Source organism: Exiguobacterium sp. U13-1, assembly GCF_001750115.1.
GTDB classification, from domain to species: domain Bacteria; phylum Bacillota; class Bacilli; order Exiguobacteriales; family Exiguobacteriaceae; genus Exiguobacterium_A; species Exiguobacterium_A acetylicum.
This window is the reverse complement of record NZ_CP015731.1, coordinates 2,370,045-2,394,294: the sequence shown is the minus strand read 5'-3', so window position 1 is coordinate 2,394,294 and position 24,250 is coordinate 2,370,045. Positions and strand designations below refer to the sequence as shown.

At 47.1% G+C, this 24,250-nt stretch carries 21 protein-coding genes; 20 read left to right on the top strand and 1 reads right to left on the bottom strand.

All coding sequences use genetic code 11. The features are described from left to right. Positions 1 to 3 precede the first annotated feature (3 nt). From rbfA to ESP131_RS12445, 17 genes are all read left to right on the top strand, one after another. Positions 4 to 345, top strand: coding sequence for a 30S ribosome-binding factor RbfA (gene rbfA / locus ESP131_RS12530; protein WP_023468679.1), 342 nt, complete (start codon positions 4 to 6; stop codon positions 343 to 345). Between the two features lie 51 nt (positions 346 to 396). Continuing rightward, entirely contained in the window at positions 397 to 1,305 is a 909-nt protein-coding gene (truB, locus tag ESP131_RS12525; protein WP_069940832.1) for a tRNA pseudouridine(55) synthase TruB, read from the top strand. Between the two features lie 16 nt (positions 1,306 to 1,321). Continuing rightward, positions 1,322 to 2,251 (top strand): bifunctional riboflavin kinase/FAD synthetase, encoded by a 930-nt coding sequence (locus tag ESP131_RS12520; protein WP_029342039.1) that lies wholly within the window; start codon positions 1,322 to 1,324, stop codon positions 2,249 to 2,251. 123 nt (positions 2,252 to 2,374) lie between these two features. Continuing rightward, a complete protein-coding gene (rpsO, locus tag ESP131_RS12515) occupies positions 2,375 to 2,644 on the top strand; it encodes a 30S ribosomal protein S15 (RefSeq protein WP_023468676.1) in 270 nt (89 codons plus the stop codon). Positions 2,645 to 2,782: 138 nt separating this feature from the next. Beyond that, positions 2,783 to 5,002, top strand: a complete 2,220-nt coding sequence (gene pnp, locus ESP131_RS12510; protein WP_029342038.1) for a polyribonucleotide nucleotidyltransferase — start codon at positions 2,783 to 2,785, stop codon at positions 5,000 to 5,002. Positions 5,003 to 5,076: 74 nt separating this feature from the next. Next, the gene (locus ESP131_RS12505) at positions 5,077 to 6,309 is read left to right on the top strand and encodes a M16 family metallopeptidase (protein ID WP_069940831.1); all 1,233 of its coding nucleotides are present in this window, start codon (positions 5,077 to 5,079) and stop codon (positions 6,307 to 6,309) included. Between the two features lie 59 nt (positions 6,310 to 6,368). After that, entirely contained in the window at positions 6,369 to 7,832 is a 1,464-nt protein-coding gene (locus ESP131_RS12500) for a UDP-N-acetylmuramoyl-L-alanyl-D-glutamate--2,6-diaminopimelate ligase (protein ID WP_047393857.1), read from the top strand. Beyond that, positions 7,829 to 9,088 (top strand): lipid II:glycine glycyltransferase FemX, encoded by a 1,260-nt coding sequence (locus tag ESP131_RS12495; protein WP_029342035.1) that lies wholly within the window; start codon positions 7,829 to 7,831, stop codon positions 9,086 to 9,088. The genes ESP131_RS12500 and ESP131_RS12495 overlap by 4 nt, the downstream gene beginning before the upstream one ends. Continuing rightward, entirely contained in the window at positions 9,088 to 9,750 is a 663-nt protein-coding gene (locus ESP131_RS12490) for a M15 family metallopeptidase (RefSeq protein ID WP_069940830.1), read from the top strand. The genes ESP131_RS12495 and ESP131_RS12490 overlap by 1 nt, the downstream gene beginning before the upstream one ends. A gap of 153 nt (positions 9,751 to 9,903) precedes the next feature. Further along, a complete protein-coding gene (locus ESP131_RS12485; protein ID WP_023468670.1) occupies positions 9,904 to 11,568 on the top strand; it encodes a ribonuclease J in 1,665 nt (554 codons plus the stop codon). 68 nt (positions 11,569 to 11,636) lie between these two features. Next, positions 11,637 to 13,784 (top strand): DNA translocase FtsK, encoded by a 2,148-nt coding sequence (locus ESP131_RS12480; protein WP_034786026.1) that lies wholly within the window; start codon positions 11,637 to 11,639, stop codon positions 13,782 to 13,784. Positions 13,785 to 14,116: 332 nt separating this feature from the next. Beyond that, positions 14,117 to 15,130 (top strand): BMP family lipoprotein, encoded by a 1,014-nt coding sequence (locus ESP131_RS12470; protein ID WP_029342031.1) that lies wholly within the window; start codon positions 14,117 to 14,119, stop codon positions 15,128 to 15,130. Positions 15,131 to 15,352: 222 nt separating this feature from the next. Beyond that, positions 15,353 to 16,072, top strand: a complete 720-nt coding sequence (locus ESP131_RS12465) for a GntR family transcriptional regulator (protein ID WP_023468666.1) — start codon at positions 15,353 to 15,355, stop codon at positions 16,070 to 16,072. A 129-nt stretch (positions 16,073 to 16,201) separates the two neighbouring features. Next, on the top strand, positions 16,202 to 17,275 hold the full coding sequence (locus ESP131_RS12460; protein ID WP_029342030.1) for a BMP family lipoprotein: 1,074 nt from the start codon (positions 16,202 to 16,204) through the stop codon (positions 17,273 to 17,275). A gap of 66 nt (positions 17,276 to 17,341) precedes the next feature. Continuing rightward, on the top strand, positions 17,342 to 18,871 hold the full coding sequence (locus tag ESP131_RS12455) for an ABC transporter ATP-binding protein (protein WP_029342029.1): 1,530 nt from the start codon (positions 17,342 to 17,344) through the stop codon (positions 18,869 to 18,871). Beyond that, entirely contained in the window at positions 18,868 to 19,938 is a 1,071-nt protein-coding gene (locus ESP131_RS12450; protein WP_029342028.1) for an ABC transporter permease, read from the top strand. The genes ESP131_RS12455 and ESP131_RS12450 overlap by 4 nt, the downstream gene beginning before the upstream one ends. Then, entirely contained in the window at positions 19,938 to 20,897 is a 960-nt protein-coding gene (locus ESP131_RS12445) for an ABC transporter permease (protein ID WP_023468662.1), read from the top strand. The genes ESP131_RS12450 and ESP131_RS12445 overlap by 1 nt, the downstream gene beginning before the upstream one ends. Positions 20,898 to 21,024: 127 nt before the next feature. Here the strand turns inward: ESP131_RS12445 and ESP131_RS12440 are convergent, their stop codons facing one another. Continuing rightward, positions 21,025 to 21,273 (bottom strand): ferredoxin, encoded by a 249-nt coding sequence (locus tag ESP131_RS12440; RefSeq protein WP_029342027.1) that lies wholly within the window; start codon positions 21,271 to 21,273, stop codon positions 21,025 to 21,027. 228 nt (positions 21,274 to 21,501) lie between these two features. Between ESP131_RS12440 and ESP131_RS12435 the strand changes: the two genes are divergently transcribed. From ESP131_RS12435 to ESP131_RS12425, 3 genes are read left to right on the top strand one after another with little or no spacing between them, the layout of a single operon-like run. After that, entirely contained in the window at positions 21,502 to 22,524 is a 1,023-nt protein-coding gene (locus tag ESP131_RS12435; protein WP_069940829.1) for a YpbB family protein, read from the top strand. Then, complete coding sequence (locus ESP131_RS12430) at positions 22,524 to 23,954, top strand: RecQ family ATP-dependent DNA helicase (RefSeq protein ID WP_029342025.1); 1,431 nt, start codon at positions 22,524 to 22,526, stop codon at positions 23,952 to 23,954. Before ESP131_RS12435 ends, ESP131_RS12430 begins: the two co-directional genes overlap by 1 nt. 43 nt (positions 23,955 to 23,997) lie before the next feature. Then, positions 23,998 to 24,192, top strand: a complete 195-nt coding sequence (locus tag ESP131_RS12425) for a hypothetical protein (protein ID WP_029342024.1) — start codon at positions 23,998 to 24,000, stop codon at positions 24,190 to 24,192. The last annotated feature ends 58 nt before the right edge of the window (positions 24,193 to 24,250 follow it).

Below are 24,250 nucleotides of genomic sequence, written 5' to 3'. Positions count from 1 at the left end.
AACATGAGTTTACGCTCGAATCGTGTCGCCGAACAGGTGCGTAAGGAAATTACGCAACTGCTCATCAAAGATGTCAAGGATCCACGCGTCAAGCCGATTACCGTCACAGGTGTCGAAGTGACAGGAGACTTGCAACAAGCGACGATCTTCTATTCGGTCCTCGGTGACGAAAAAGCACGTGAGGATGCGCGCATCGGTCTTGAAAAATCAAAAGGCTTCATGCGTAAGGAAATCGGATCGCGGATTCGTCTACGGAAAACACCTGAACTGTTGTTCGAGGTCGATTCTTCTGTCGAATACGGATCACGCATTGATGAGTTGCTTCGGAATTTGAACAAAGATTAACACCTAAGGCAACCACGCGTGTGGTTGCCTTTTTTTCAAGGAGGACATCACGTGGAACCCATCGGAGTATTACCACTAGATAAACCAGCCGGAATGACCAGTCATGACTGTGTCTTTCGTCTACGTCGCTTGTTTCAGACGAAAAAAGTCGGACATACAGGGACACTTGACCCGGAAGTAACAGGTGTCTTACCGATCTGTCTCGGTCGAGCGACGAAGCTTGCCCGGTTCATCACGGATGAAGGAAAACGTTACGCGGCGGAAGTGACGATCGGCTTCGCAACGACGACGGAAGATGCACACGGGGAGACGGTTCGTGAAACACCGGTCGAGCCCGGAAGTATTACTGAAGAGGTAATCGCTGATATTCTGAGCGCATTGACAGGGGAGATCGAGCAGACGCCACCGTATTATTCAGCAGTCAAAGTGAACGGGAAGAAACTATACGAATATGCACGAAAAGGCATTGAAGTCGAGCGACCGACACGGATCGTCCGTATCGATCGATTGGAACGGACATCGGACCTTGTGTTCGAAGATGGTCTTTGTCGCTTCCGCCTCGATATCGCCTGTGGAAAAGGGACGTATATCCGGACGCTAGCAGTCGAAATCGGAGAACGCCTCGGTTATGCCGCACACATGAGCGACTTACGTCGGACAGGTTCTGGTGCGATTGCTGAGACGGACACCGTCACACTCGAGACGCTCGAATCATACGAGACAGTCGAAGAACGGATGCAACACGTCCTACCGATCGAACACGTCATCCAAAAATGGCCACGATTGACGGTCGATGCAGCAACAGCGCAGCGTGTCTTGAACGGAGCAAAGCTGACAAGCATTCCAGTCGAATTCGAGCTGTTTACTGTCTATAATGAAGAGGACGTACCTTTAGCACTATATCGACGTCTTCCAGAAGAACAGGTAGCACGCGTCGAGGTCATGCTACAAATCGATTAAGATCGGAGAGAGCATCATGGACATCATACATTTGACATATCCGGAACAGCCTCAAAAAGCCCCTGCTGTCATCGCACTTGGCTTTTTTGACGGTGTACATCTCGGACATCAGCAAGTCATCGCAGCAGCACGGAAAGAAGCGGAGGCTCGTCGCCTGCCTTTGGCTGTCATGACCTTTGATCCACATCCGAAACAAGTACTTGGTAAAGGGGATGAACCGGTCCGCTACATCACGCCGCTTGAACGTAAATTAGAGAAAATCGAACGCCTTGGTGTCGATCGTGTTTATGTAATTGAGTTCACGATTCCTTTCTCGGAATTGTCACCGCAAGCTTTCGTCGATGAATATCTGATTGCGTCTGGAGCAGAGCATGTCGTCGCTGGATTTGATTATTCCTACGGTCGCTTCGGAGCTGGCAAAATGACGACGCTTGATTTTCATAGTCGGGGCACGTTCACACACACCGTTGTAGCAGAGTTCCAAGAAGAAGCAGAAAAAATCAGCTCAACCCGGATTCGTCGTTTACTTGCTGCAGGAGAAGTCGAACCGGCTGCACGTTTGCTTGGTGAACCCTACCAAATCAAAGGTACAATCATTCATGGTGACGCACGCGGTCGACAAATTGGCTTCCCGACAGCCAACATGCGCCCAGAATTCGCCTACGTCATACCGAAACTTGGTGTGTATGCGACATTCGTTCGCTTAGCGGACGGTCGTCGATTCAAAGCGATGACGAACGTCGGCAGACGCCCGACGTTTTATGAGACGGGAGACGTCAGTATTGAGACACATCTTCTTGACTTTGATGAGGATCTTTATGGTCAAGAATTGACGCTTGAATGGATCGCTTACTTACGCGATGAAAAAGCCTTCAATGGTATCGATCAATTGAAAGAACAATTGGCACGGGACCGTGAAGAGGCAAATACACGATTAAGCGTTTGACAGTACGGACAGGGTTCGTTATGATAGGTCAGTACGATCACGTACAGCCGATTCACTTGGCATCTGGTCTCACCATCCGATGCTCGGGAATACGGTCATTTATAAGATGGAGGTGGAGTGACAATGGCACTCACAAAAGAACGTAAAAACGAAATCATCGAAGCATATGCTACGAAACAAGGCGATACTGGTTCGCCGGAAGTACAAGTTGCTGTTTTAACTGAACAGATCACAACTTTGAACGATCACTTACGTACACACAAAAAGGATCACCACTCACGTCGTGGTCTCTTGAAAATGGTCGGTCGTCGCCGTAACTTGCTCACATACCTTCGTAACAAGGATGTTGCACGTTACCGTTCGTTGATCGAGCGTCTTGGTCTCCGTCGCTAATCCCGACGAGAACGAGGTAGGGAAGCAGGAGCATCGTCTCCTGTTTCTTTTTTTTGCCGATTCATGGACTTTTTGCGCAAGAACCTACATAATTAGATTTGAATGAAAAAACGGATAGCAGTGAGAGGAGATTTGTGCATGTCACAAACAAAACAGACGTTTTCGACCGAACTCGGTGGACGTCCATTAACGATTGAAATCGGTCAATTAGCAAAACAAGCGAACGGAGCAGCATTGATTCGTTACGGCGATACAGCCGTTCTTGCTACGGTCGTTGCATCAAAACAACCGAAGGACTTAGATTTCTTCCCATTAACAGTGAACTATGAAGAAAAATTATATGCGGCAGGGAAAATCCCAGGTGGATTCCTCAAACGTGAAGGACGCCCTGGAGAGAGCGCGATCTTGACTTCGCGTCTGATCGACCGTCCGATCCGTCCACTATTCCCGGACGGTTTCCGTCACGACGTTCAAGTCGCGACGACGGTTCTTTCGTCAGATGCTGACAATTCACCAGAAGTCGCTGCGATGATCGGAGCTTCGATTGCGCTTTCGATCTCGGATATTCCCTTCGACGGTCCAATCGCAGGCGTGACAATCGGTCGCGTCGACGGAGAGTTCGTCGTGAACCCGACTTCAGCGCAAATGGAAGTTAGCGACATCGACCTTCAAGTTGCCGGAACGAAACATGCCGTCAACATGGTTGAAGCAGGTGCGAAGGAAGTATCGGAACAAGCAATGCTTGAAGCGATCTTGCTCGGACACGATGTCATCAAGGAAATGATCGCGTTCCAAGAAGAAATCGTCGCACAAGTCGGTAAAGAGAAGTTCGACTACACGGTATCAAGCTTCGATGAGACAATCGTCAATCGCCTGAAAACAGAAGCATTGGCAGAAGTCACACAAGCAGTTCAAGTCGAAGAAAAACAAGCACGTGACGTTGCCATCAACGAAGTCATCGCAAAATACATCGAGTTGTATGCAGCTGACGAGTCAGTCACAGCAGAGCAACTGGCAGAAGTATCAGGCGTTCTCAACAAGTTCGTCAAAGACGAAGTCCGTCGTCTCATCACGGAAGACAAAGTCCGTCCAGATGGTCGTGGTCTTGCTGAGATCCGTCCACTCGATTCAGAAGTCGGTCTCTTACCACGTGCACACGGTTCAGGTTTGTTCACTCGCGGTCAGACGCAAGTCTTGTCTGTTGCGACACTCGGTGTTGCGGGTGACGCTCAAATCATCGATGGTCTTGGTCTGAAGGAAGAGAAACGTTTCATGCACCACTATAACTTCCCGCCATTCTCAGTCGGAGAAGCACGTCCGATGCGTGCACCAGGTCGTCGTGAAATCGGTCACGGGGCACTTGGAGAACGCGCACTCTTGCCAGTTCTTCCGAATGAAGTCGATTTCCCGTACACGATTCGTCTCGTGTCGGAAGTCCTTGAGTCGAACGGTTCTTCATCACAGGCTTCAATCTGTGGTTCGATCCTTGCCATGATGGATGCTGGTGTTCCACTCAAAGCACCTGTCGCTGGTATTGCGATGGGCTTGATCATGGAAGGCGACAATTACTCGATCTTGACAGATATCCAAGGGATGGAAGATCATCTCGGAGATATGGACTTCAAAGTCGCTGGAACTCACGAAGGTGTCACAGCTCTGCAAATGGATATGAAAATTGGCGGGATCACGCGTCAAATCCTCGAAGAAGCACTCGAACAAGCACGTCTTGGTCGTCTGCACATTCTTGAGCATATGCAAACGGTCATCGCTGAACCACGTGTCGAATTGTCACAATACGCGCCAAAAATCGTCACACTCAAAATCAATCCAGATAAAATCCGTGATGTTATCGGACCTGGTGGTAAAGTCATCAACGGTATCATCGATGAGACAGGCGTCAAGATCGATATCGATCAAGACGGAACCGTCTTCATCGCATCGACGGATCAAGCTGGCATCGATCGTGCCCGTCAATTGGTCGAAGATATCGTCCGTGAAGTCGTCGTCGGAGAAGAGTTCGATGGAACAGTTCGTCGTGTTGAGAAATTCGGTGCATTCGTCGAATTGTTCAAAGGAAAAGACGCACTCGTCCACATTTCGGAACTCGCACTTAACCGTGTTGGTCAAACGGAAGATGTCGTCAAACTTGGAGATAAGCTAAAAGTCCGTGTCACAGAAATCGATGACAAGGGACGCGTCAACGCTTCGCACAAAGTCCTGCTCGTCGAAGGCTTAAGCGAAGAAGATCGTGCAGCGTATGAAGAAAAGAAAAAGACAGAGCGTGAGAACCGCCCGCCACGCCGGGATCAGGGTTCACGCCCACCACGTGACGGACAACGTCCACCACGTCGTAACTAATGAATCCAAGGTGGCTCGACGATGCAGAGAATGCAACGAGAGCCACCTTGTTTCCTATATTTGGAGGAATTACTATGATCGAACGGATACAATTAGAAAACGGAGTTCGACTGATCGTTGAACGAATGCCGGAAGCACGCAGCGTCGCGACCGGAATCTTCATTCAAGCAGGAAGCCGGACGGAACAGATCGAGGAGCATGGGATCAGTCATCTCATCGAGCATATGATGTTTAAAGGAACAAAACGCCATACGGCAAAAGAGATTGCGGTTTACTTTGACCGACTTGGTGGAAATATTAATGCGTTCACGAGTAAGGATCAAACGTGTTATTACGTCAAGACACTAGATGAACATGCAGGAGAAGCCTTTCACGTATTGGCGGACATGTTCCTCGAATCGACGTTTGACGCGGATGAACTGGAAAAAGAGAAAAAGGTCGTCATTGAAGAAATCAAGATGTACGATGACACACCGGATGATCTCGTCCATGAGTTATTAGCTGTTGCGACTTACGGAGAGGATGTCATGGCTCGACCGATTCTTGGAACGGAAGAGAGTGTGCTTCGGATTGATCGAACGATGATCGGACGATATCTCGAAGAAGCGTATGCTCCGGATCAAATCGTCATTTCCGTTGCCGGAAACGTCTCAGACGAGTTGATTGCGCAGATTCAAGAGCGGATGTCAATCCTCGAATCACGATCGAAGACACGCGAGACGACAGAGCCAAGGTTACAAAATGGTGTGATTCGTAAGGAAAAGGATACGGAGCAGGCTCATATTTGTTATAATTTCCGTGCGATTCCTTCTGCTGATCCACGTTTGCCTGCCCTCGCCTTACTCAATAATGCATTCGGTGCGACGATGTCGAGTCGTTTGTTCCAATCCATCCGAGAGGAACGCGGTCTTGCCTATTCAGTCTTTTCCTATTACACGACGTTTGACGATCATGGAACGTTCACGATCTATGTCGGCACGTCTCCGGAATCAGTCGAAGAGGTCGAACAGGTCCTCGCTGCTGAAATCGATCGCTTGAAGCGGGATGGATTATCGACGAAGGAACTCGAAGATGGGATTGAACAGCTGAAAGGTTCTCTGATTCTAGGGAACGAAGGCACATCGAGTCACATGAATCGAAACGCCCGAAATGAGTTGCATCTGCATCGTCACCCATCACTTGAAGAAGTGTTAGCGGATGTCGAACGGATTCGTCCATCGGACATCGAAGGGCTGATTGAGCACATCTTTTCGGAGGAACCGGCAAAGGCCTATATTCTTCCGGCAGACGAAGAAGAGGAAGCATGATAGCAGAACGGAATAGATGAAACATATGAAATGACGATGTCGAGAAAGAAGGAATACCGTTGAATTTAGCTGAATTGATTCAAGTCATACAGACGCAAAAAATCGAACGAATGGTAGAGGTGGACGTTACGTCCATCACGACCGATTCACGGGATGTTAAACCGGGAACATTGTTCGTCGCCATCAAAGGATATACTGTTGATGGACACGACTATGCTAAACAGGCGGAAGCACAAGGAGCGGTCGCAATCGTCGCGGAACAACCGGTCGACGTGTCGATTCCTGTCATTCTTGTTCGTAGTACATCACGTGCCATTGCCGAGTTGGCTGGCAAATTCTATGATTATCCTTCTGAAAAGATGCGGATGATTGGTATTACGGGAACGAATGGGAAAACGACGACGACGACGATCGTCCGTGATATATTAGCGCACCTTGGTCGGAAGACGGGTATCATCGGTACGGTTGAAGTCAAGATTGGTGACCGCGTCGTGCCAAGTCGCAATACGACACCACAAAGCTCCGAGTTACAAGCATTTCTGCATCAGATGCATGAAGAAGATGTCCAAGATGTCATCATGGAAGTTTCTTCACATGGATTAGAGCTTGGTCGGGTAACGGGTGTCGATTACGACGTTGCGGGATTCACAAATCTGACGCATGATCACCTTGATTTCCACAAAACATTTGAAAACTATGCGCGTGCCAAAGGATTGTTGTTCGCACAACTCGGTCAACGGCTGTCGACAGAGAAAGTTGCAATCTTGAATGCGGATGATCCGACGAGTGAGCTGTATGAGATGATGACAGGTGCTCGTGTCATGACATACGGTATCGACAACGCAGCTGACCTCCGAGCAACGGCGATTGAACAGTCGCTTCAACAAACGACGTTCACGATGCTGTACAAGGAAAAACAAGTCGGTGTCACGGCGAATTTCATCGGTCGCTTCAACGTCTACAATCTGTTGCTTGCGACAGGGATCCTCTTATCTTGCGGATATGAGCTAGCGACGATCGCAGGCGCGATTTCAGCAATCCGTCCGGCAAAAGGTCGGATGCAACGCTTGCCGATTGAAGGATATAACGTCTATGTCGACTATGCGCATACGCCTGACGGTATCGAACAGTGTCTGAAAGCACTCGTTGACGTACCGAAGGAAAAGATCGTCTTCCTAATCGGGACAGGTGGAAACCGCGATGTTACGAAACGACCGAAGATGGGTGAACTCGCTTCGACGTACGCAGGAACCGTCGTCATCACGACGGATGATCCACGATATGAAGCGTATGATTCAATCACATCCGGCATCGCCAAAGGGATGACACACGATCAGTTCGTTGAAATCGGTGATCGGGAAGAGGCCGTACGTTACGCAGCACGTCTCGCACGACCAGATAATATCGTCATCTTAGCCGGTAAGGGCCATGAAAAATATCAAATCATTGGGGATGAGAAATTCCCGCTCGATGAGGAAATCATCGTCAAAGAGATGATACGGCAAATGGAGGAACAGAAGTGACTTATCAACCAATCGTTGTAACCATAGATCAATTTGAAACATTCGTAAAAACACATCCCAAAGGCGACTTACTCCAGCTTCCAGCATGGGGAGAAGTCAAAAGCGCGACAGGATGGACACATGAACGTATCGCGGTCGGAACGGCTTCCGGTGAGATTGCCGGAGTTGGTCTTCTTTTGTTCAAGAAAGTACCGAAGCTACCGTTCACGCTTTGTTATGCACCGCGCGGTTTCGTCGTCGATTATACAGATACGGACGCCCTTCGCGCCCTTCGTGACGAAGCGATTCGTGTCGCAAAACAACAGAAGGCAATTGCGATTAAATTTGATCCAAACGTCGAGCGGGAAGAATATCCTGGTCTGTTGCAGGAGATGCAAGGACTTGGCTTCAAACATAATGGCTTCGGTGGCGGTTTTGACTACGCGCAGCCACGCTTTACGATGGAGACGAGTCTTGTAGGGACAGAAAAAGAGATCTTCGACGGTTTCCATTCGAAGTTCCGCTACAACGTCCGCCTTGCTGAACGCAAAGGGATCGTATGCGAACAAGCAGATCGTGAAGGGCTAAAGACATTCGCGAAGCTGATGGTCGAGACGGGCGAACGGGATGGTTTTTCAATCCGCGGTCTGGATTATTTCGAAAATCTGTACGATCATCTTCACCCAAAAGGTGATGCAGTCTTGTTTTTGACGAAACTCGATGTCGTTCGTGCGCTTGAGAATACAGAAGCCTTATTACTTCAAGCTGACAAGGAACTCTCGAAAATTCATCGTCAACTCGAGAAAGAGACGGCCGAGAAGAAGCTAAAAAGCTTAAACAATCGCTTGGAGCAGACGACAGCACAAATCGAAAAAGCAGAGAAGTCGAAGACAGAACTGATGACGATTGCTGCTAAACATCCAAACGGTGTCATCCTGTCTGGTGGTCTTTTGACGCTTGCTGGTCGTCGCTCGTATTACTTATACGGCGCTTCATCGAACGAGTACCGGGAGTTCATGCCGAACCACTTGATGCAATGGACGATGATGCAATATGCAAAAGAACATGGTGCGCTCTCCTATGACTTCGGTGGAGTCAGTGGTTCGACAGACCCGGATGATCATTACGCGGGACTCTACGCCTTTAAATCTGGTTGGGGCAGCCGGATGATTGAAAAAATCGGTGAGTTCGATTATGTACTCAATCGTCCGCTCTATCTGTTGCTTGAGACTGGGTTACCGATTCTACAAAAACTTCGGAAGAAGCTTCGCCGCTGATGAAACGGGGAACAATCTTCGGTTGGATCGTATTTTTATTGACGATGTTTGCGATTGGATTGTTTCTTGCGGCATCCATGAATCGGATGCCGACGATTTTAATGGATCAACCGGAGCTCGGGATTGATAGTTGTCCACGAGACGTAGCAGGAGAAGATCGCTTAATCAATGCAAGTGAGCCAAACCTGAAGCGTCTCCACCCAGCTGTCGAAGCGGGGGCAAAGGATCTGATCCGTGTGGCGCATTCTTGCTACAATATCGATATCAAGATTACGCAAGGATACCGCTCGATTCAGCAACAGAATGCGCTTTATGAACAAGGACGTTCTAAGGCAGGTGAAGTCGTCACGAATGCACGTGGTGGTGAATCGATGCATAATTATGGACTCGCTGTCGATTTTGTTCAGCTCGTGAATGGCCAGATTTCGTATGACCTTGAGTATGACGGGAATCGGTCAGGGAAAAGTGATTGGCGCGAAGTCGCGGATATCGGAAAAGCGCTCGGTTTCGAATGGGGAGGCGATTGGAAACGATTCGTCGACTATCCTCATTTTGAGATGAGGTTCGGGTATTCGCTCGACGAACTGAAGGCTGGTGAACGTCCAAGCCGTTCGGAAAAAGCGAAACGAACGGAAGAAGTCGAAGATTTGTTGAATACGTAATCAACGTCATTCCTGGAGTAATGTGGCAGGAATGACGTTTTTTTTAGATTTCCTAGTCCGATTGTTGGCAGATTGTGAAAATTCGGCTAGAATAGTGATAGTGATAAGTGGACGGCTCACGAAAAGTGAATATGAATTATAGGAGGTCATGTTGTGTCAAAGAAGAAGACGGAAAAAGTAAGCGTCTTTGCTCTTGGTGGCGCCGGTGAGATCGGGAAGAACATGTACGTCGTCGAACTCGACGAGGACATCTTCGTCATCGATGCCGGATTAATGTTCCCAGGAGACGAGATGCTTGGAATCGATAAAGTCATTCCAGACATCAGTTATTTAAAAGAAAACAAAGAGCGGATTCAGGGGATTTTCATTACCCATGGTCACGAGGATCATATCGGGGCACTCAGTTACGTCTTGCGTGACTTAAAAGTACCGGTTTACGGAACACGTTTGACGCTCGGTTTGATTGAACACAAATTAAAAGAAGCCGGTTTATTGAAAAAGGCAGATCTTCGTCCAATTGATGCCAAGACGAAATTAACCGTTGCAGGTCATTTTATTACGTTCTTCCGGGTCAACCACTCGATTCCGGATGCAGTCGGGGTATGTATTCAAACATCTCAAGGTGCGATCGTCCATACAGGGGATTTCAAATTCGATTACACACCAGTTGATGGAAAACAGGCGGATTTCGGGAAGATTGCAGCAATTGGTCAACGGGGAGTGCTTTGCTTACTGTCTGACTCAACGAATGCAGAGCGACCAGGGATGTCTGGATCAGAATCGATCGTCGGTTCTGAACTGAACGACGTCATCTATGAGGCACCAGGTCGTGTCATCGTAGCTTCATTCGCTTCGAACATTCATCGTCTACAACAAGTGTTTGCGGCAGCAGAAGCGAACAATCGAAAAGTAGCGGTCGTCGGTCGTAGCATGGTCAATAACGTCGAAGTGGCACAGCGTTTGAATTACTTACGCTTCAAACAGAAAACATTGATTGATCTATCTGACATCAACCGCCTCGACGATAACCAAGTCGTCATCTTGACGACAGGATCGCAAGGTGAGCCGATGGCAGCCTTGACACGAATGGCGCGTAATGCACATAAGCAAGTCAATATTCGCTTGAACGATACGGTCGTCGTTGCGGCTTCGCCGATTCCAGGTAACGAAAAGTCGGTTTCGAAAACGATCGATCTCTTATTCCGTGCTGGTGCGAATGTCATTTACAACCAACGGAAAGTACACGTGTCCGGTCACGGTCATGCGGAAGATCTGAAGCTAATGCTCAACTTGATCAAACCGAAATTCTTCCTACCGATTCACGGAGAATTCCGGATGCAAAAGGCACACAGTCGTCTCGCACAGACGGTTGGCGTCAATGCGAACAACATCTTCATTATCGAGAATGGGGATGTCGTTGAGTTCGAGAAGCGCAAAGCACGGATGTCGCGCAAAGTGAACGCTGGAAACGTCTTGATCGACGGAATCGGTGTGGGTGATGTCGGAAACATCGTCCTTCGTGATCGTCGCTTGTTATCGCAAGACGGTGTCGTCCTTTGTGTCATTACGATCAGCCGGAAAAACAAAACGATCGTCTCGGGACCAGAAATCATCTCTCGCGGATTCGTCTACATGCGTGAATCAGAGGATATGATCAACGAAGCGAACCGAATCGTTGCGAAACAACTACAAGGTAAATTAAACGGAGAATTGGATTGGACGGAGATGAAGTCGTTGATTCGAGATAAACTGAGTGCTTATCTCTATGAACAGACGAAACGCCGCCCGATGATTCTTCCGATCATCATGGAGATTTAACAAACGAGCGGCTCAGATTGACCAATACCTGGTCCACTGAGCCGTTTTTTTATCAGGAGGGATGACGTATGGCGACGACGAAACGAAAACCTGTACGAAAAAAAACGCCGCCACGGAAACGACCGGCAGCGAAGAAACAACGTCAGCCGATTGCGTATCGTACATATGCGACCATCATCGCAATCGTCTCATTACTAGCTTTCGTTCTCGCTTTCGGGGAGTTCGGAAAAGTCGGACTGACGCTAGCGGATGGAGGAGAGCGGTTAATTGGTCAGTTCGGTTCCTTATTATATGGTGGAATCGGTGCTGTGCTACTTTTACTCCTCTCGAATGCGTCGCGTGCTCAGAAATGGGCATGGTCGATGTTACTGATGGGTTCAGTCGTCTGGATTGATCTATTGCTCGGAGCACCGCGTGGCATTCTCAATGGATGGCTCTATCAAAACGCAGCTTATTATATTTCGAGCGCGGGTGCCTTCTTGATTGGTCTGTTCTTCATCGGAACGGCCGTTCATATCCTACGCCCATCGTTTTATGGAGAGCTGTGGCTTGGGCTCCGGGAACGTGCAGAAGAGTTTCGCAATCGTGAACGGACACCACGTCCTCGTGTCGAAAAAGAGTTGAAAGCGAAACCGGTTCGTGAGAAAAAACCGAAGACGTTGCGACCAGCAACTGTCGAGGAACCGATCGAAACGGAACAAGAAGCAGAAGATCCTTCCGTCAACATTCAAGACGTTCCGATCATCGGTTTCACGGATCACGTTGAACCGCAAGCAGCGGAGACACAAGGACCGTTGACGATGACAGAGACACCCGACGGTTATCAATTGCCGTCGCTTGATTTGTTAGCAGAACCAACATCAAAAGACTTGTCCGGTGAGAACAAACGATTGAAGGACAATGCGACGAAATTGATTGCGACCTTAAAGTCGTTCGGGATCGGAGCAAAAGTTTTAAAGATTCATCTCGGACCTAGTGTCACGAAGTACGAGATTGAACCAAAACAAGGAATCAAGCTTAGTCGAATCACGGGACTCGCCGATGACTTAGCGCTAGCGTTAGCCGCAAAAGATATCCGGATCGAAGCACCGATTCCGGGTAAAGCGGCTGTTGGAATCGAGGTGCCGAACCGTGAAGTCGCCATGGTATCCCTTCGAGAAGTACTAGGAGCGGAGAGCGTCCAATCTGACAGCGATCGTTTGCTCGTCGCACTCGGACGAAGCATTTCTGGTGAGACGGTGACAGCGAAGTTGAATAAGATGCCACACGTCTTAGTTGCCGGTTCGACGGGTTCCGGTAAATCGGTCTGTATTAATGGGATGATTGTCTCGATATTGATGCGGGCACGACCGGATGAAGTCCGCTTGATGATGATTGACCCGAAAATGGTCGAATTGAATGTCTACAACGGCATTCCGCACCTCTTAGCGCCCGTCGTCACCGATCCTAAAAAAGCGGCACAGGCATTAAAACAGGTCGTCTCGGAAATGGAACGCCGTTATGAGATCTTCAGTCAAAACGGAGCGCGCAACATCGAAGGCTACAATGCACTGATTGATAAGATGAACGCAGAGGAGAAAGTGCATCAACGATTACCGTACATCGTTGTCATCGTCGATGAGTTAGCTGACTTGATGATGGTCGCGTCAAACGAAGTCGAAGATGCGATCATGCGACTTGCACAAATGGCGCGAGCAGCAGGAATTCATATGGTCATTGCGACGCAGCGTCCGAGTGTTGACATCATCACCGGTGTCATCAAGGCGAATATCCCGTCGCGGATCGCATTCAGTGTATCGAGTGCGACTGACTCGCGGACGATTCTTGATACGGGAGGCGCTGATAAATTGCTCGGACGAGGAGATATGTTGTTACTTGGTAACGGCATGAACAAACCGGTCCGCGTACAAGGAGCCTTTTTATCGGACGAAGAAGTCGAGAAGGTCGTCAATCATGTCATCAGTCAGCAAAAGGCACAGTATGTTGAAGCGATGATTCCAAAAGATGTACCAGAGGGCGAAACAGAGGTCGACGATCCACTTTACGATGAGGTCGTCCAGTTCATTCTGACACAAGAGACAGCATCAACGTCGATGATTCAACGAAAGTACCGCATCGGTTACAACCGAGCTGCCCGTCTTATTGATGCGTTAGAAGAAAACGGTCTAATTGGTCCATCTGAAGGATCTAAACCACGTCGCGTCATGGGACGTTAATCGAGTAGAAAGGAAGTCGTGGAATATTCCGGGGCTTCCTTTTCTTTTCTAGAAAAATGTATAGAGAAGACCCGGTATCTCAAAAAAAGAAAAGACATATGAAAAAAAGACATGATGATTTTGTATAAATAGAAATGACTGGAAAAATTCATAAATGCATCAAAAATAAAATCGCTTTCATGAAAATAGTTGTCAGACGTCTGTTGATTTTCAGTAGTGTTTTTGGCATACTCAGTCATATGAGTGACCGACCTTCAACACGAGGGCTGGGAGCGGCTTTTTCACAAATAGATAATGAAAGCGCTCTCATAATTGCAGAGGAGATGGATGAAATGAAGAAGAAACAGGTAATCGTATCGATGATGTCAGTAGCGACGGTTGGTCTTGTTGCTTGTGGTGGTTCAGGTGAGAAAGCCGATCAAAAAGATCAATTCTCTGTTGCGATGGTAGCCGATAAGGGTGGTATCGATGATAAATCGTTCAACCAATCCGCTTGGGAAGGTCTGCAAGCGTACGGTAAAGACAACAAACTTCAAAAGAATGAAGGGTTCTCTTATCTACAATCTAAATCGCAACAAGATTATCAACCGAATCTATCGCGTCTTGCTCGTGGGGGAGAAGATTTAGTTTTCGGAATCGGGAACACGTTCAATGAGGATATCAAAACAGTTGCTGATCAATTCAAAGACACACAATTCGCAATCATCGATAACGTCGTTGAAGGAAAGAACGTCACGTCGATCACATTCAAGGAAAATGAAGGAGCATATCTTGCAGGGATCGTTGCTGCAATGGAGACGAAAAAAGATCATATCGGTTTCGTTGGTGGGATGAAGATGGACGTCATCGAGCGTTTCCGTGCCGGTTTCGAAGCAGGTGCTAAGTCCGTCAATCCGAAGATTAAAATCGATGTCCAATATGCGGAAGACTTCGCAGCTCCAGAAAAAGGTCAAGCGATCGCAGCTGGAATGTATGGTAAAGGCGCAGATATCATCTTCCCAGCAGCAGGTGGTACAGGAAACGGTGTCTTCACAGAGGCGAAAAACCGCAAGAAAAACGGTGAAAACGTCTCAGTCATCGGTGTCGACCGAGACCAAAAAGAAGAGGGTATGCCGGAAGACGTTACATTAACTTCTGTCATCAAACGTGTCGACAGTGCAGTCGAAGATACAGCAAACGCAGCGAAGGATGGTAAACTCGAGGGCGGCAAAACGATTCGTTATGGTCTGAAAGAAGATGGAGTTGATATCGTACCATCTGAAAAGATTTCGAAGAAGACGTTGACTGCGCTTGAGAAAGCAAAATCAGATGTCGTTTCTGGAAAAATCGAAGTACCTGAGCAATAAGCGTTGAAAAAAGAAGGGGCATTCTTAGGTAGAATGCCCTATTTTCTTCCATTATTGATTGCGTTATGAAAAGGGTTACAAAAGCGCCAGAAGTCAGACTTCTAACCTGTTACAAAATGATTGCAGGATTGTGTTGGGCGTCATATACTTATCTTGGCTGGAGTTCTCATACGTCAGAAGTCTGAGCACTGGTTACAACTAGATAGAGGATGGAGATGCGTCATGTCGATTAAATTAGATCATCGTTTGCTTTATTTACGTGTGATTGAAAAGATCAAGTCTGACATCGATGACGGCGTTTACAAGGAAGGCGAGAAGCTCCCTTCAGAGTTTGAACTTTCAAAGCAACTTGGCGTCAGTCGAGCTACTCTTCGAGAGGCATTACGAATTCTTGAAGATGAGAACATCGTCATCCGTAAACACGGTGTCGGTACGTTTATCAATGCAAGACCACCGTTTACTTCTGGAATCGAAGAATTGTACAGCGTAACAGAAATGATTGCGCGCGCAGGTATGGTTCCGACATCAGAAGTGTTATCATCCGAGATGGTCCAACCGACTGAGCGCGACCGAGAACGTTTTCAACTTGGTCCGGATGAATTGGTTTATCGAATCGAACGAATCCGACTCGCAGGGGATGTTCCTGTCGTCTATTGTATCGATAAGATTCCAAGCCATTATATTAAAAATGAAGAGCAGTTCACCTCTTCGACATCATTATTTGATGCTTTAGAAAAAGAACTTGGACGACGTGTCACGCATGCCGTGACGCACATCGAGCCACGTATTGATCCGAAAATCGCTGAACAATTACATACGGACCAACCTTTGCTCGCGTTGCGTCAAACGCATTATGATGAGCTCGACCGTTCCGTTCTTTTTTCAGCGAACTATTTCCGAGCAGATAAGTTTGATTTCCACGTCATCCGTAAACGTGTGTGAGCCATTGTTTTAGGATGAATACTGAAAGCGCTTTCCGTCATAACCTACGTAACGCTCCTCATCGCCAGCCTCGGGTGCTAGACGTAGTCTTGAACTTTGTATGACCATATTCGAAAGGGGATTTTCCAGATGAAAAAGAAGTCACTTCTCGCATTAGCAGCAACAGGTTTAGCAATGAGTTCGGTCCTTGCAGCATGTGGTGGCAACGACGATTCAAAAGATTCAGGTAGCGGCAGCAAATCAGACGGCTTTAAAGTAGGTATGGTTACAGATACAGGCGGTGTTGATGATAAATCATTCAACCAATCTGCTTGGGAAGGTATCCAAAAGTTCGGAAAAGACAACGACTTAAAAGAAGGTACTGGCTACAAATATCTTCAATCTGCAAAACAATCGGATTATCAACCAAACCTTCAACAATTAGCTCGTGCTAAATACGACTTGATCCTCGGTATCGGGTTCTTGATGGGAGAAGATATCGGTAAAGTAGCGGATCAGTTCAAAAAGAGCAACTTTGCACTCGTCGATATGGTCGTTGACAAGCCAAACGTCGCGTCAATCGTCTTCAAAGAAAACGAAGGCTCGTTCCTCGTTGGTGTTGTTGCTGGTTTGACGACGAAATCAGATAAAGTCGGATTCGTCGGTGGCGTTAACTCTGACTTGATCAAGAAGTTCGAAAGTGGATTCAAAGCAGGTGTTAAAGCAGTCAACCCTGATGCAGACATCGAAGTACAATATGCAGAAGACTTCAATGCTGCTGAAAAAGGACAAGCAATCGCTTCAGGTATGTACGGTAAAAAAGTCGACGTCATCTATCACGCAGCTGGTGGTACAGGACAAGGGGTATTCACAGAAGCGAAAAACCGTAAGAAGAATGGTGAAGATGTTTGGGTTATCGGTGTAGACCGTGACCAAGTCGAAGAAGGAATGCCAGAGAACGTCACATTGACGTCAATGGTCAAACGTGTCGATACAGCTGTTGAGCAAGTCTCAAAAGATACGAAAGACGGCAACTTCCCAGCAGGTAAAGTTGTTGAGTTCGGTCTAAAAGATGGCGGTGTTGATATCGCACCTTCGAAAGACAACGTTTCGAAAGAAGCGCTCGACAAAGTCGAAGAGTATAAAAAACAAATCATCGATGGCGACGTTAAAGTCCCAGCGACAGACGACGAGTACAAAGAATACGAAGCGTCACTGAAATAATAATGAAAGCGGGGGTCGCTAGCATTGCGGCTCCCCCTTTTAAACTAAACATGGGAGTGGATTTTCTTGGAATACGTCATTGAGATGCTGAACATTAGAAAAGAGTTTGGCAGTTTCGTCGCAAATGATAATATCACGCTCCAGCTTCGGAAAGGTGAGATTCACGCTTTACTTGGTGAAAACGGTGCCGGAAAATCGACGCTGATGAACGTCTTATTTGGTTTGTATCAGCCTGAGGCTGGAGAAATTCGTGTACGTGGTGAAAAAGCCAATATTACGAGTCCGAACGTCGCGAACGATCTTGGAATCGGTATGGTGCACCAACACTTCATGCTCGTTCAAAATTTCACTGTTACTGAAAACATCATTTTAGGTGCAGAGCCACGTGCCGGAATTAAGATCGACCGTGCAACTGCACGTGAGAAGGTACGCCAGATTTCTGAACAGTATGGTCTTGCTGTTGATCCTGATGCAAAAATCGAGGATATCTCAGTCGGAATGCAACAGCGTGTTGAAATTTTAAAGACGTTGTACCGTGGTGCAGACATCTTGATCTTCGATGAACCATCTGCTGTCTTGACACCACAAGAGATCAAAGAATTGATTCAGATCATGAATCGCTTGATCGCAGAAGGAAAGTCGATCATCCTCATCACGCACAAACTGAAGGAAATCATGGAAGTAGCTGATCGCTGTACGACGATTCGCCGTGGTAAGTATATCGGAACGGTCGATATCGATGAGACGATGACACAGTCGCGTCTTGCTGAAATGATGGTAGGTCGTGAAGTCAACTTTAATGCGGAGTATTCCAAGGCAACTCCACAAGAACTCGTTCTCGACATCAAGGATCTAGTCGTCAAGGACAGTCGCGGCATCAAAGCCGTCGATGGATTAAATCTCGACATTCGTGCCGGAGAGATCGTCGGAATTGCCGGAATCGACGGGAACGGGCAAACGGAATTGATTGAAGCCATCACTGGTCTCCGTAAAGCGGATAGTGGAGAAATCTTCCTCAACAATAAATCGATCAAAAACTTGAAGCCACGTAAAGTGACGGAATCAGGTGTCGGTCACATTCCGCAAGACCGTCATAAACATGGACTTGTCCTCGATTATTCAATCGGACATAACATGGTCTTACAAACGTATTACAAACAACCGTATTCAAAAGCAGGCATCATGAACTATAAACAAGTCATGGAAAAAGCAAAAACGCTCATCGAGAAGTTCGACGTCCGAACTCCAAGTCCAGAGACGTTTGCTCGTGCCTTGTCAGGTGGTAACCAGCAAAAAGCGATCATTGCGCGTGAAGTCGATCGTTCACCAGACCTATTGATTGCAGCACAGCCGACACGTGGTCTTGATGTCGGAGCAATCGAGTTCATTCATGAACAGTTGGTTCTTGAACGCGAAAAAGGTCGCGCTGTCTTGTTGATTTCATTCGAACTCGAAGAAATTCTTCAAGTATCAGATCGGATTGCCGTTCTTTATGAAGGAAAAACAGTTGCCTTCTTGGATCCAAAAGAAACGAATGAGATCGAGCTTGGCTTCTTGATGGCCGGCGGTAAGAAAGAGGAGGTAGGTCATTCATGAAGTTAGAGCGTTTTTACGGCATCCTCATTCCGATTCTTTCCATCATCCTTGGAATGGTCGTCGGGGCGATCGTCATGGTCATCGGCGGGTACGATCCGATTGCCGGTTTTGATCAGTTATTCTATGGTATTTTTGGCGAACCATACAGCATCGGTGAAACATTGCGAGCAGCAGCTCCGTTGATCTTTGCCGGTCTTGCTGTCGCGTTTGCTTTCCGAACTGGACTCTTTAACATCGGGGTTGAAGGTCAGGTTCTCGTCGGGTGGATGGTCGCAGTTTGGATCGGGATTGAGTTTGATCTACCGATGGCGATTCATTTACCGCTTGCTCTAATTGGAGCAGGTTTAGCAGGTGCACTTTGGGCATCGATTCCTGGTATCTTAAAAGCGAAGTTTCATGTGCATGAAGTCATCACGTCAATCATGATGAACTATATCGCATTGTATGTGACGAATGATATTTTACGTCATGTCATCGGTATTACGAACGAGCGGACGGAGTCAGTCAAGGAATCAGCATCCCTTGCTTCACCGTTCTTACAAGAGATGACGGATTTTTCACGATTGCATAACGGGATTTTCATCGCAGTCATCGCTGCCCTCGTCTTCTGGTTCATTTTGTGGAAAACAACGCTTGGTTATGAACTCCGAGCAGTTGGATTCAATAAAAATGCTGCAGAGTATGCAGGGATGGGCGTTAACCGAAACATCATCTTATCGTTCGTCATCTCAGGTGTGTTCGCAGGTCTCGCTGGAGCGATGGAAGGTCTTGGGACGTTCCAAAACATGACATTGAACGCGTCCTTCACAGGTGTTGGATTCGACGGAATCGCGGTTGCCTTGTTAGGTGCGAATAACCCGATCGGTGTCGTTCTCGCGGCGTTACTGTTTGCAGGACTCAATATCGGTGGTCTGTCGATGCAACAGATTGGTATTCCACCGGAACTGATCAAAATCATCATCGCATTCATCATCATCTTCGTGGCTTCGGGTTACGCGATTCGTCTCGTCATCGAGAAGTTCACGGTTAAGAAAGAATCTAAAAAAGCGAAAGGAGCCGGTCAATAATGGGCTTTCTTGAAGTACTTTATATCATCGTGCCAATCGCACTCGCCTATTCGGCTCCGTTAATCATTGCAGCACTTGGCGGCATTTTCAGTGAGCGTTCTGGCGTCGTCAACATCGCGTTAGAAGGATTAATGGTCATGGGTGCCTTCACAGGTGTCGTCACGGCATTGACTTTATCGAAAATGGGCTTAGGTGCTGCGAGTCCTTGGCTTGCGATGCTCATCGCGATCGTCGTCGGAGCGGTCTTCTCACTGTTCCTTGCGATTCCAGCAATCCTATTCCGAGCAGACCAAACGGTTCTTGGAGTAGCGATCAACTTGCTTGCGGTTGGTCTTGCGATCTTCCTTGTCCGTGCACTTTACAGTAAAGGACAGACAGATTCGATTCCAAACCGGATTTCGAAAGAAAATGTACCATTCTTGTCTGATATTCCAGTCTTGAAGATGTTCTTCGCGAACGTCTACTACACATCGTATATTGCGATCGTTCTCGCGTTCGTCGCATGGTACATCATCTTCAAGACACCATTTGGTCTTCGTTTACGTTCTGTCGGGGAACACCCGATGGCAGCGGACACAATGGGAATCAACGTCACGAAGATGCGTTTCATCGGCGTTATGATCTCTGGTGGTTTCGGCGGTCTTGCTGGTGCTGTCTACGCGACGTCGATTTCATTGAACTTCAGTGTGACGACGATTCTCGGTCAAGGCTTCCTCGCGATTGCGGCGATGATCTTCGGAAAATGGAACCCACTCGGTGCCATGGGGGCAGCCCTCTTCTTCGGGTTCGCTCAAGCGATTTCGATCATCGGTCAGCAATTGCCGTTACTCGATCAAATTCCACAAGTGTATCTGTTGATTGCGCCGTATTTATTGACGATCTTAGCACTTGCTGGTGTCGTTGGTCGTGCGGATGCACCAAAAGCTGTCGGTGTACCGTATATCAAAGGTAAACGCTAAATTTTTACTAATCATAGACCGGATGTTGCCAATTGGTGACATCCGTTTTTTTTAGATGATCGATAGATTGAATGAGAAAAAGTCCAATAAAAAAGATGCTTCGCGAGGAAACATCTTTTTTATTCACTTATTCGAATTTTAACGCATCGCCTTCGAACGATTCATCTGCTACTTTGATTGAATCCGTCGGGCAGCCTTCGAATGCATCAATCATATCGTCGAATAATGCTTCTGGAATTTCGGCAGTACCATTGTTATCATCAAGAATGACATACGCCAAACCCTCATCATCATAATCATAGATATCTGGTGCCGCTGCTCCACAAGCACCACAAGCGATGCAAGTATCTTTGTCGACAATCGTAAATTTAGCCATTGAACGGTCTCCTCTCTATACGAAAACATTATTGAAACACGCTGTTCTCATCTATATGTCATTGTATCGGACTCATCGTTGCATTTCAATGACGAAGCGCAAGTGACAGCAGAAAATGTATATATCATCACATGCCCGCAAACGGCCGCTCTAAAACGTAACGATGAAACAGGAATAGCATATCATCTTTGATTTGGAAACGACATACAACAGGGGGGAGTGTGACATATGGAAATTTCTTTACTCGAGCGTATTTTCTTGGAATCGATTGAGCGCCTTCGAAATGAACGATCTGACCGGAGTCTTTATCATGTTTTTCAAGGGAAGAAGTCAGCAACTTCTCTGCAAGATGCTCATTTTTATGATTTAGAGTCGGTATTCGGTACTGTATTAGTCAGTAAACAACGATTCGAAACAATCTTAGCGGAACTCGCCAAGAAGAATTGGATTGAGCGGCAAGAGACATTGCGACTGACGCACGAAGGCACACGACTGGTAAATCAAACGGATCGTGCGATCATTGATCAACTAGGTGGTGAACTTCGTGGATATGCTGAGATGATGTGGAAACGACTCAGCCTTTTGGTTCAAACGATAATTTGCTTGGAAGCAAAACAGCCGTTCATTCCTGTACAACAGGAAACCATCGTCCGTGAATGGGTAAAAAGTGTTCTTCCGACCATCTCGAATCGAGCAGAATGGTTACATGATATGCATCAAGAGTTGATATTTCTCCTTGACCGCTTGTCAGAACGAGATGCGACATTGATAAGTTACCGCTTGTCTGGCGTACAAGCAGGATGGTCTTATCCGCAATTAGCTCAAATGATGAAAATGGATGTGGAGACTGTCCAATACGAATTTATGATCGCTTGGCGAAAGTGCATCGATGACTTGGAAAACTCACCACTCCTCAAGCAAATAGGAATGGATCTACACACATCAAAAATGACGCAGTCTGCTCAAACGACATGGGAGTTGTTGCAACAGGGATTAACCGTTGAAGAGGTTGCGATTCGAAGGCGGCTAAAAAATAGTACGATGGAAGATCATCTTGTTGAGATCGCGATGTATGCTCCTTCTTTTCCGCTGAATCATTTTGTCACGCCATCTCAGCAAGAAGAGGTACAACAGATTGCACAGCGACTCGGAACTTACGCGCTGAAGCGAATCAAGAACGAGATGCAATCCGATATATCTTATTTTCAAATTCGATTGGTATTAGCACGTAGTAAATGGGAGGGAATTTAATGGAAGCGTTATTGCATCGTCATTTTGGATACGAAGCATTTCGACCTGGACAACGCCAAATCATCGATTCCATCCTAGACGGAACAGATACATTAGCGATTTTGCCGACAGGCGGAGGAAAATCTGTCTGTTATCAATTTCCGTCTTATGTACAAAATGAAGGACTGACGTTGATTTTGTCTCCGTTACTCTCGTTGATTGAAGATCAGGTCATGCAAATCAAGCGCAGAGGAGAGCGATCTGTCGCTAAATTAACATCAGTCGAGACACGAGAAGAGAAGGAGCAGATCTTATCTGTACTCGAACATCTACGATATCTTTACTTATCGCCGGAACAACTCGCGCTACCACAGATTCGGGCTCGGCTAAAACAGGTCAATATTGCTCTCTTCGTCGTTGATGAGGCGCATTGTATCTCCCAATGGGGACACGAATTTCGACCGGAGTACGCAAGACTTGGTCACATTCGACAAGAACTAGGCCTTCCACCATGTCTCGCCTTAACGGCAACAGCGACGCGTGCTGTTGAGCAAGATATTCGAACACAACTGCGTATGCGCGAACCACAAATCATCCGTCGTTCTGTCAACCGACCAGAAATCCAATATGTTGTCGATCGCGTTGATCGAGAAGAAAAAGATGCGGCAGTTGATCGGTGGATGGAACGCATCGTTCGCCCATGCGTCATCTATACGACAACCCGTAAAGAAGCGGAACGAATTGCTGGAATCATTGACGGCGCGACCTATTATCATGCTGGGTTGACGATAGAAGATCGCCAGCTTGTCCAACAACAGTTTCTTCATGATGAGATTGATTGTCTCGTGTGTACGAGTGCGTTCGGAATGGGTGTCGATAAAGGCAACGTGCGTACGGTCATTCATTATACGATGCCTGCGACGATCGAAGCCTATATGCAGGAAGTCGGACGTGCCGGACGTGACGGTAAAGAGGCGACCGCAATCTTACTCTACGCTGCTCAAGATGAACAATTACAGACGTACTTGATCGACACGCAATATGCACCCGTCTTGTGGATCGATCAATTGCAACAAGGGATGAATCAAGGCGAATCCTATGCCAAGATGGAAAGTCGTTTTCGTTTTAACCCGGAAGACCCGGCATACCGGTTACTCAAATCACAACTCGAAAATGGGTGGTCGAAGGAACGCATCATCCAGTGGCAAACGGAACGTAAACAATTAAAACGACAAGAGATCAACCAGATGATGGACTACGTTCACCGGAACGAATGTCGCCGTTCGATGTTGTTGCATCATTTTGATGAGCAGGTAATCGTACAACCACGTTGTTGTGATATATGTGGAACGATTGAGTGGGAAAATCCAGTGCAGAGAAGGACGCATCAACCGGTAGATTGGAAATTGCGTTTAGAACAAGTCTTTTTTTCATCACCAGATTCGGTGTAAACTAGACAATATCCTTATATTTTTCAAGAAAAGGTGATGAACATTGAGTAAACAAGATCAGCGACGGTTGGATCAGAACGAAGAGGGGCAGTCACTGCCACCGCGTTCTTCGCGTATCGAACACGTTCGAAACGAGCGATTAAAACAACCATTTCGAAAAAATCCGTTAGCCATCACGCTGACGGTGCTCATGATCACGATCATCATCGCCTTCGTCTCCATTGGTTTCATGATGTAAGGGCACATTGTGAACGGAGATTTTTTTCCTTTCAGCGTATACTAGAAAGGAAGGGGAA

Coding starts and splice junctions, on each gene's coding strand:
- ESP131_RS12465 (WP_023468666.1), top strand. CDS start 15,353: ATGTCGATTAAATTAGATCATCGTTTGCTTTATTTACGTGTGATTGAA.
- rbfA (WP_023468679.1), top strand. CDS start 4: ATGAGTTTACGCTCGAATCGTGTCGCCGAACAGGTGCGTAAGGAAATT.
- ESP131_RS12450 (WP_029342028.1), top strand. CDS start 18,868: ATGAAGTTAGAGCGTTTTTACGGCATCCTCATTCCGATTCTTTCCATC.
- ESP131_RS12435 (WP_069940829.1), top strand. CDS start 21,502: ATGGAAATTTCTTTACTCGAGCGTATTTTCTTGGAATCGATTGAGCGC.
- ESP131_RS12445 (WP_023468662.1), top strand. CDS start 19,938: ATGGGCTTTCTTGAAGTACTTTATATCATCGTGCCAATCGCACTCGCC.
- pnp (WP_029342038.1), top strand. CDS start 2,783: ATGTCACAAACAAAACAGACGTTTTCGACCGAACTCGGTGGACGTCCA.
- ESP131_RS12520 (WP_029342039.1), top strand. CDS start 1,322: ATGGACATCATACATTTGACATATCCGGAACAGCCTCAAAAAGCCCCT.
- ESP131_RS12440 (WP_029342027.1), bottom strand. CDS start 21,273: ATGGCTAAATTTACGATTGTCGACAAAGATACTTGCATCGCTTGTGGT.
- ESP131_RS12460 (WP_029342030.1), top strand. CDS start 16,202: ATGAAAAAGAAGTCACTTCTCGCATTAGCAGCAACAGGTTTAGCAATG.
- ESP131_RS12490 (WP_069940830.1), top strand. CDS start 9,088: ATGAAACGGGGAACAATCTTCGGTTGGATCGTATTTTTATTGACGATG.
- rpsO (WP_023468676.1), top strand. CDS start 2,375: ATGGCACTCACAAAAGAACGTAAAAACGAAATCATCGAAGCATATGCT.
- ESP131_RS12505 (WP_069940831.1), top strand. CDS start 5,077: ATGATCGAACGGATACAATTAGAAAACGGAGTTCGACTGATCGTTGAA.
- ESP131_RS12470 (WP_029342031.1), top strand. CDS start 14,117: ATGAAGAAGAAACAGGTAATCGTATCGATGATGTCAGTAGCGACGGTT.
- ESP131_RS12480 (WP_034786026.1), top strand. CDS start 11,637: ATGGCGACGACGAAACGAAAACCTGTACGAAAAAAAACGCCGCCACGG.
- ESP131_RS12430 (WP_029342025.1), top strand. CDS start 22,524: ATGGAAGCGTTATTGCATCGTCATTTTGGATACGAAGCATTTCGACCT.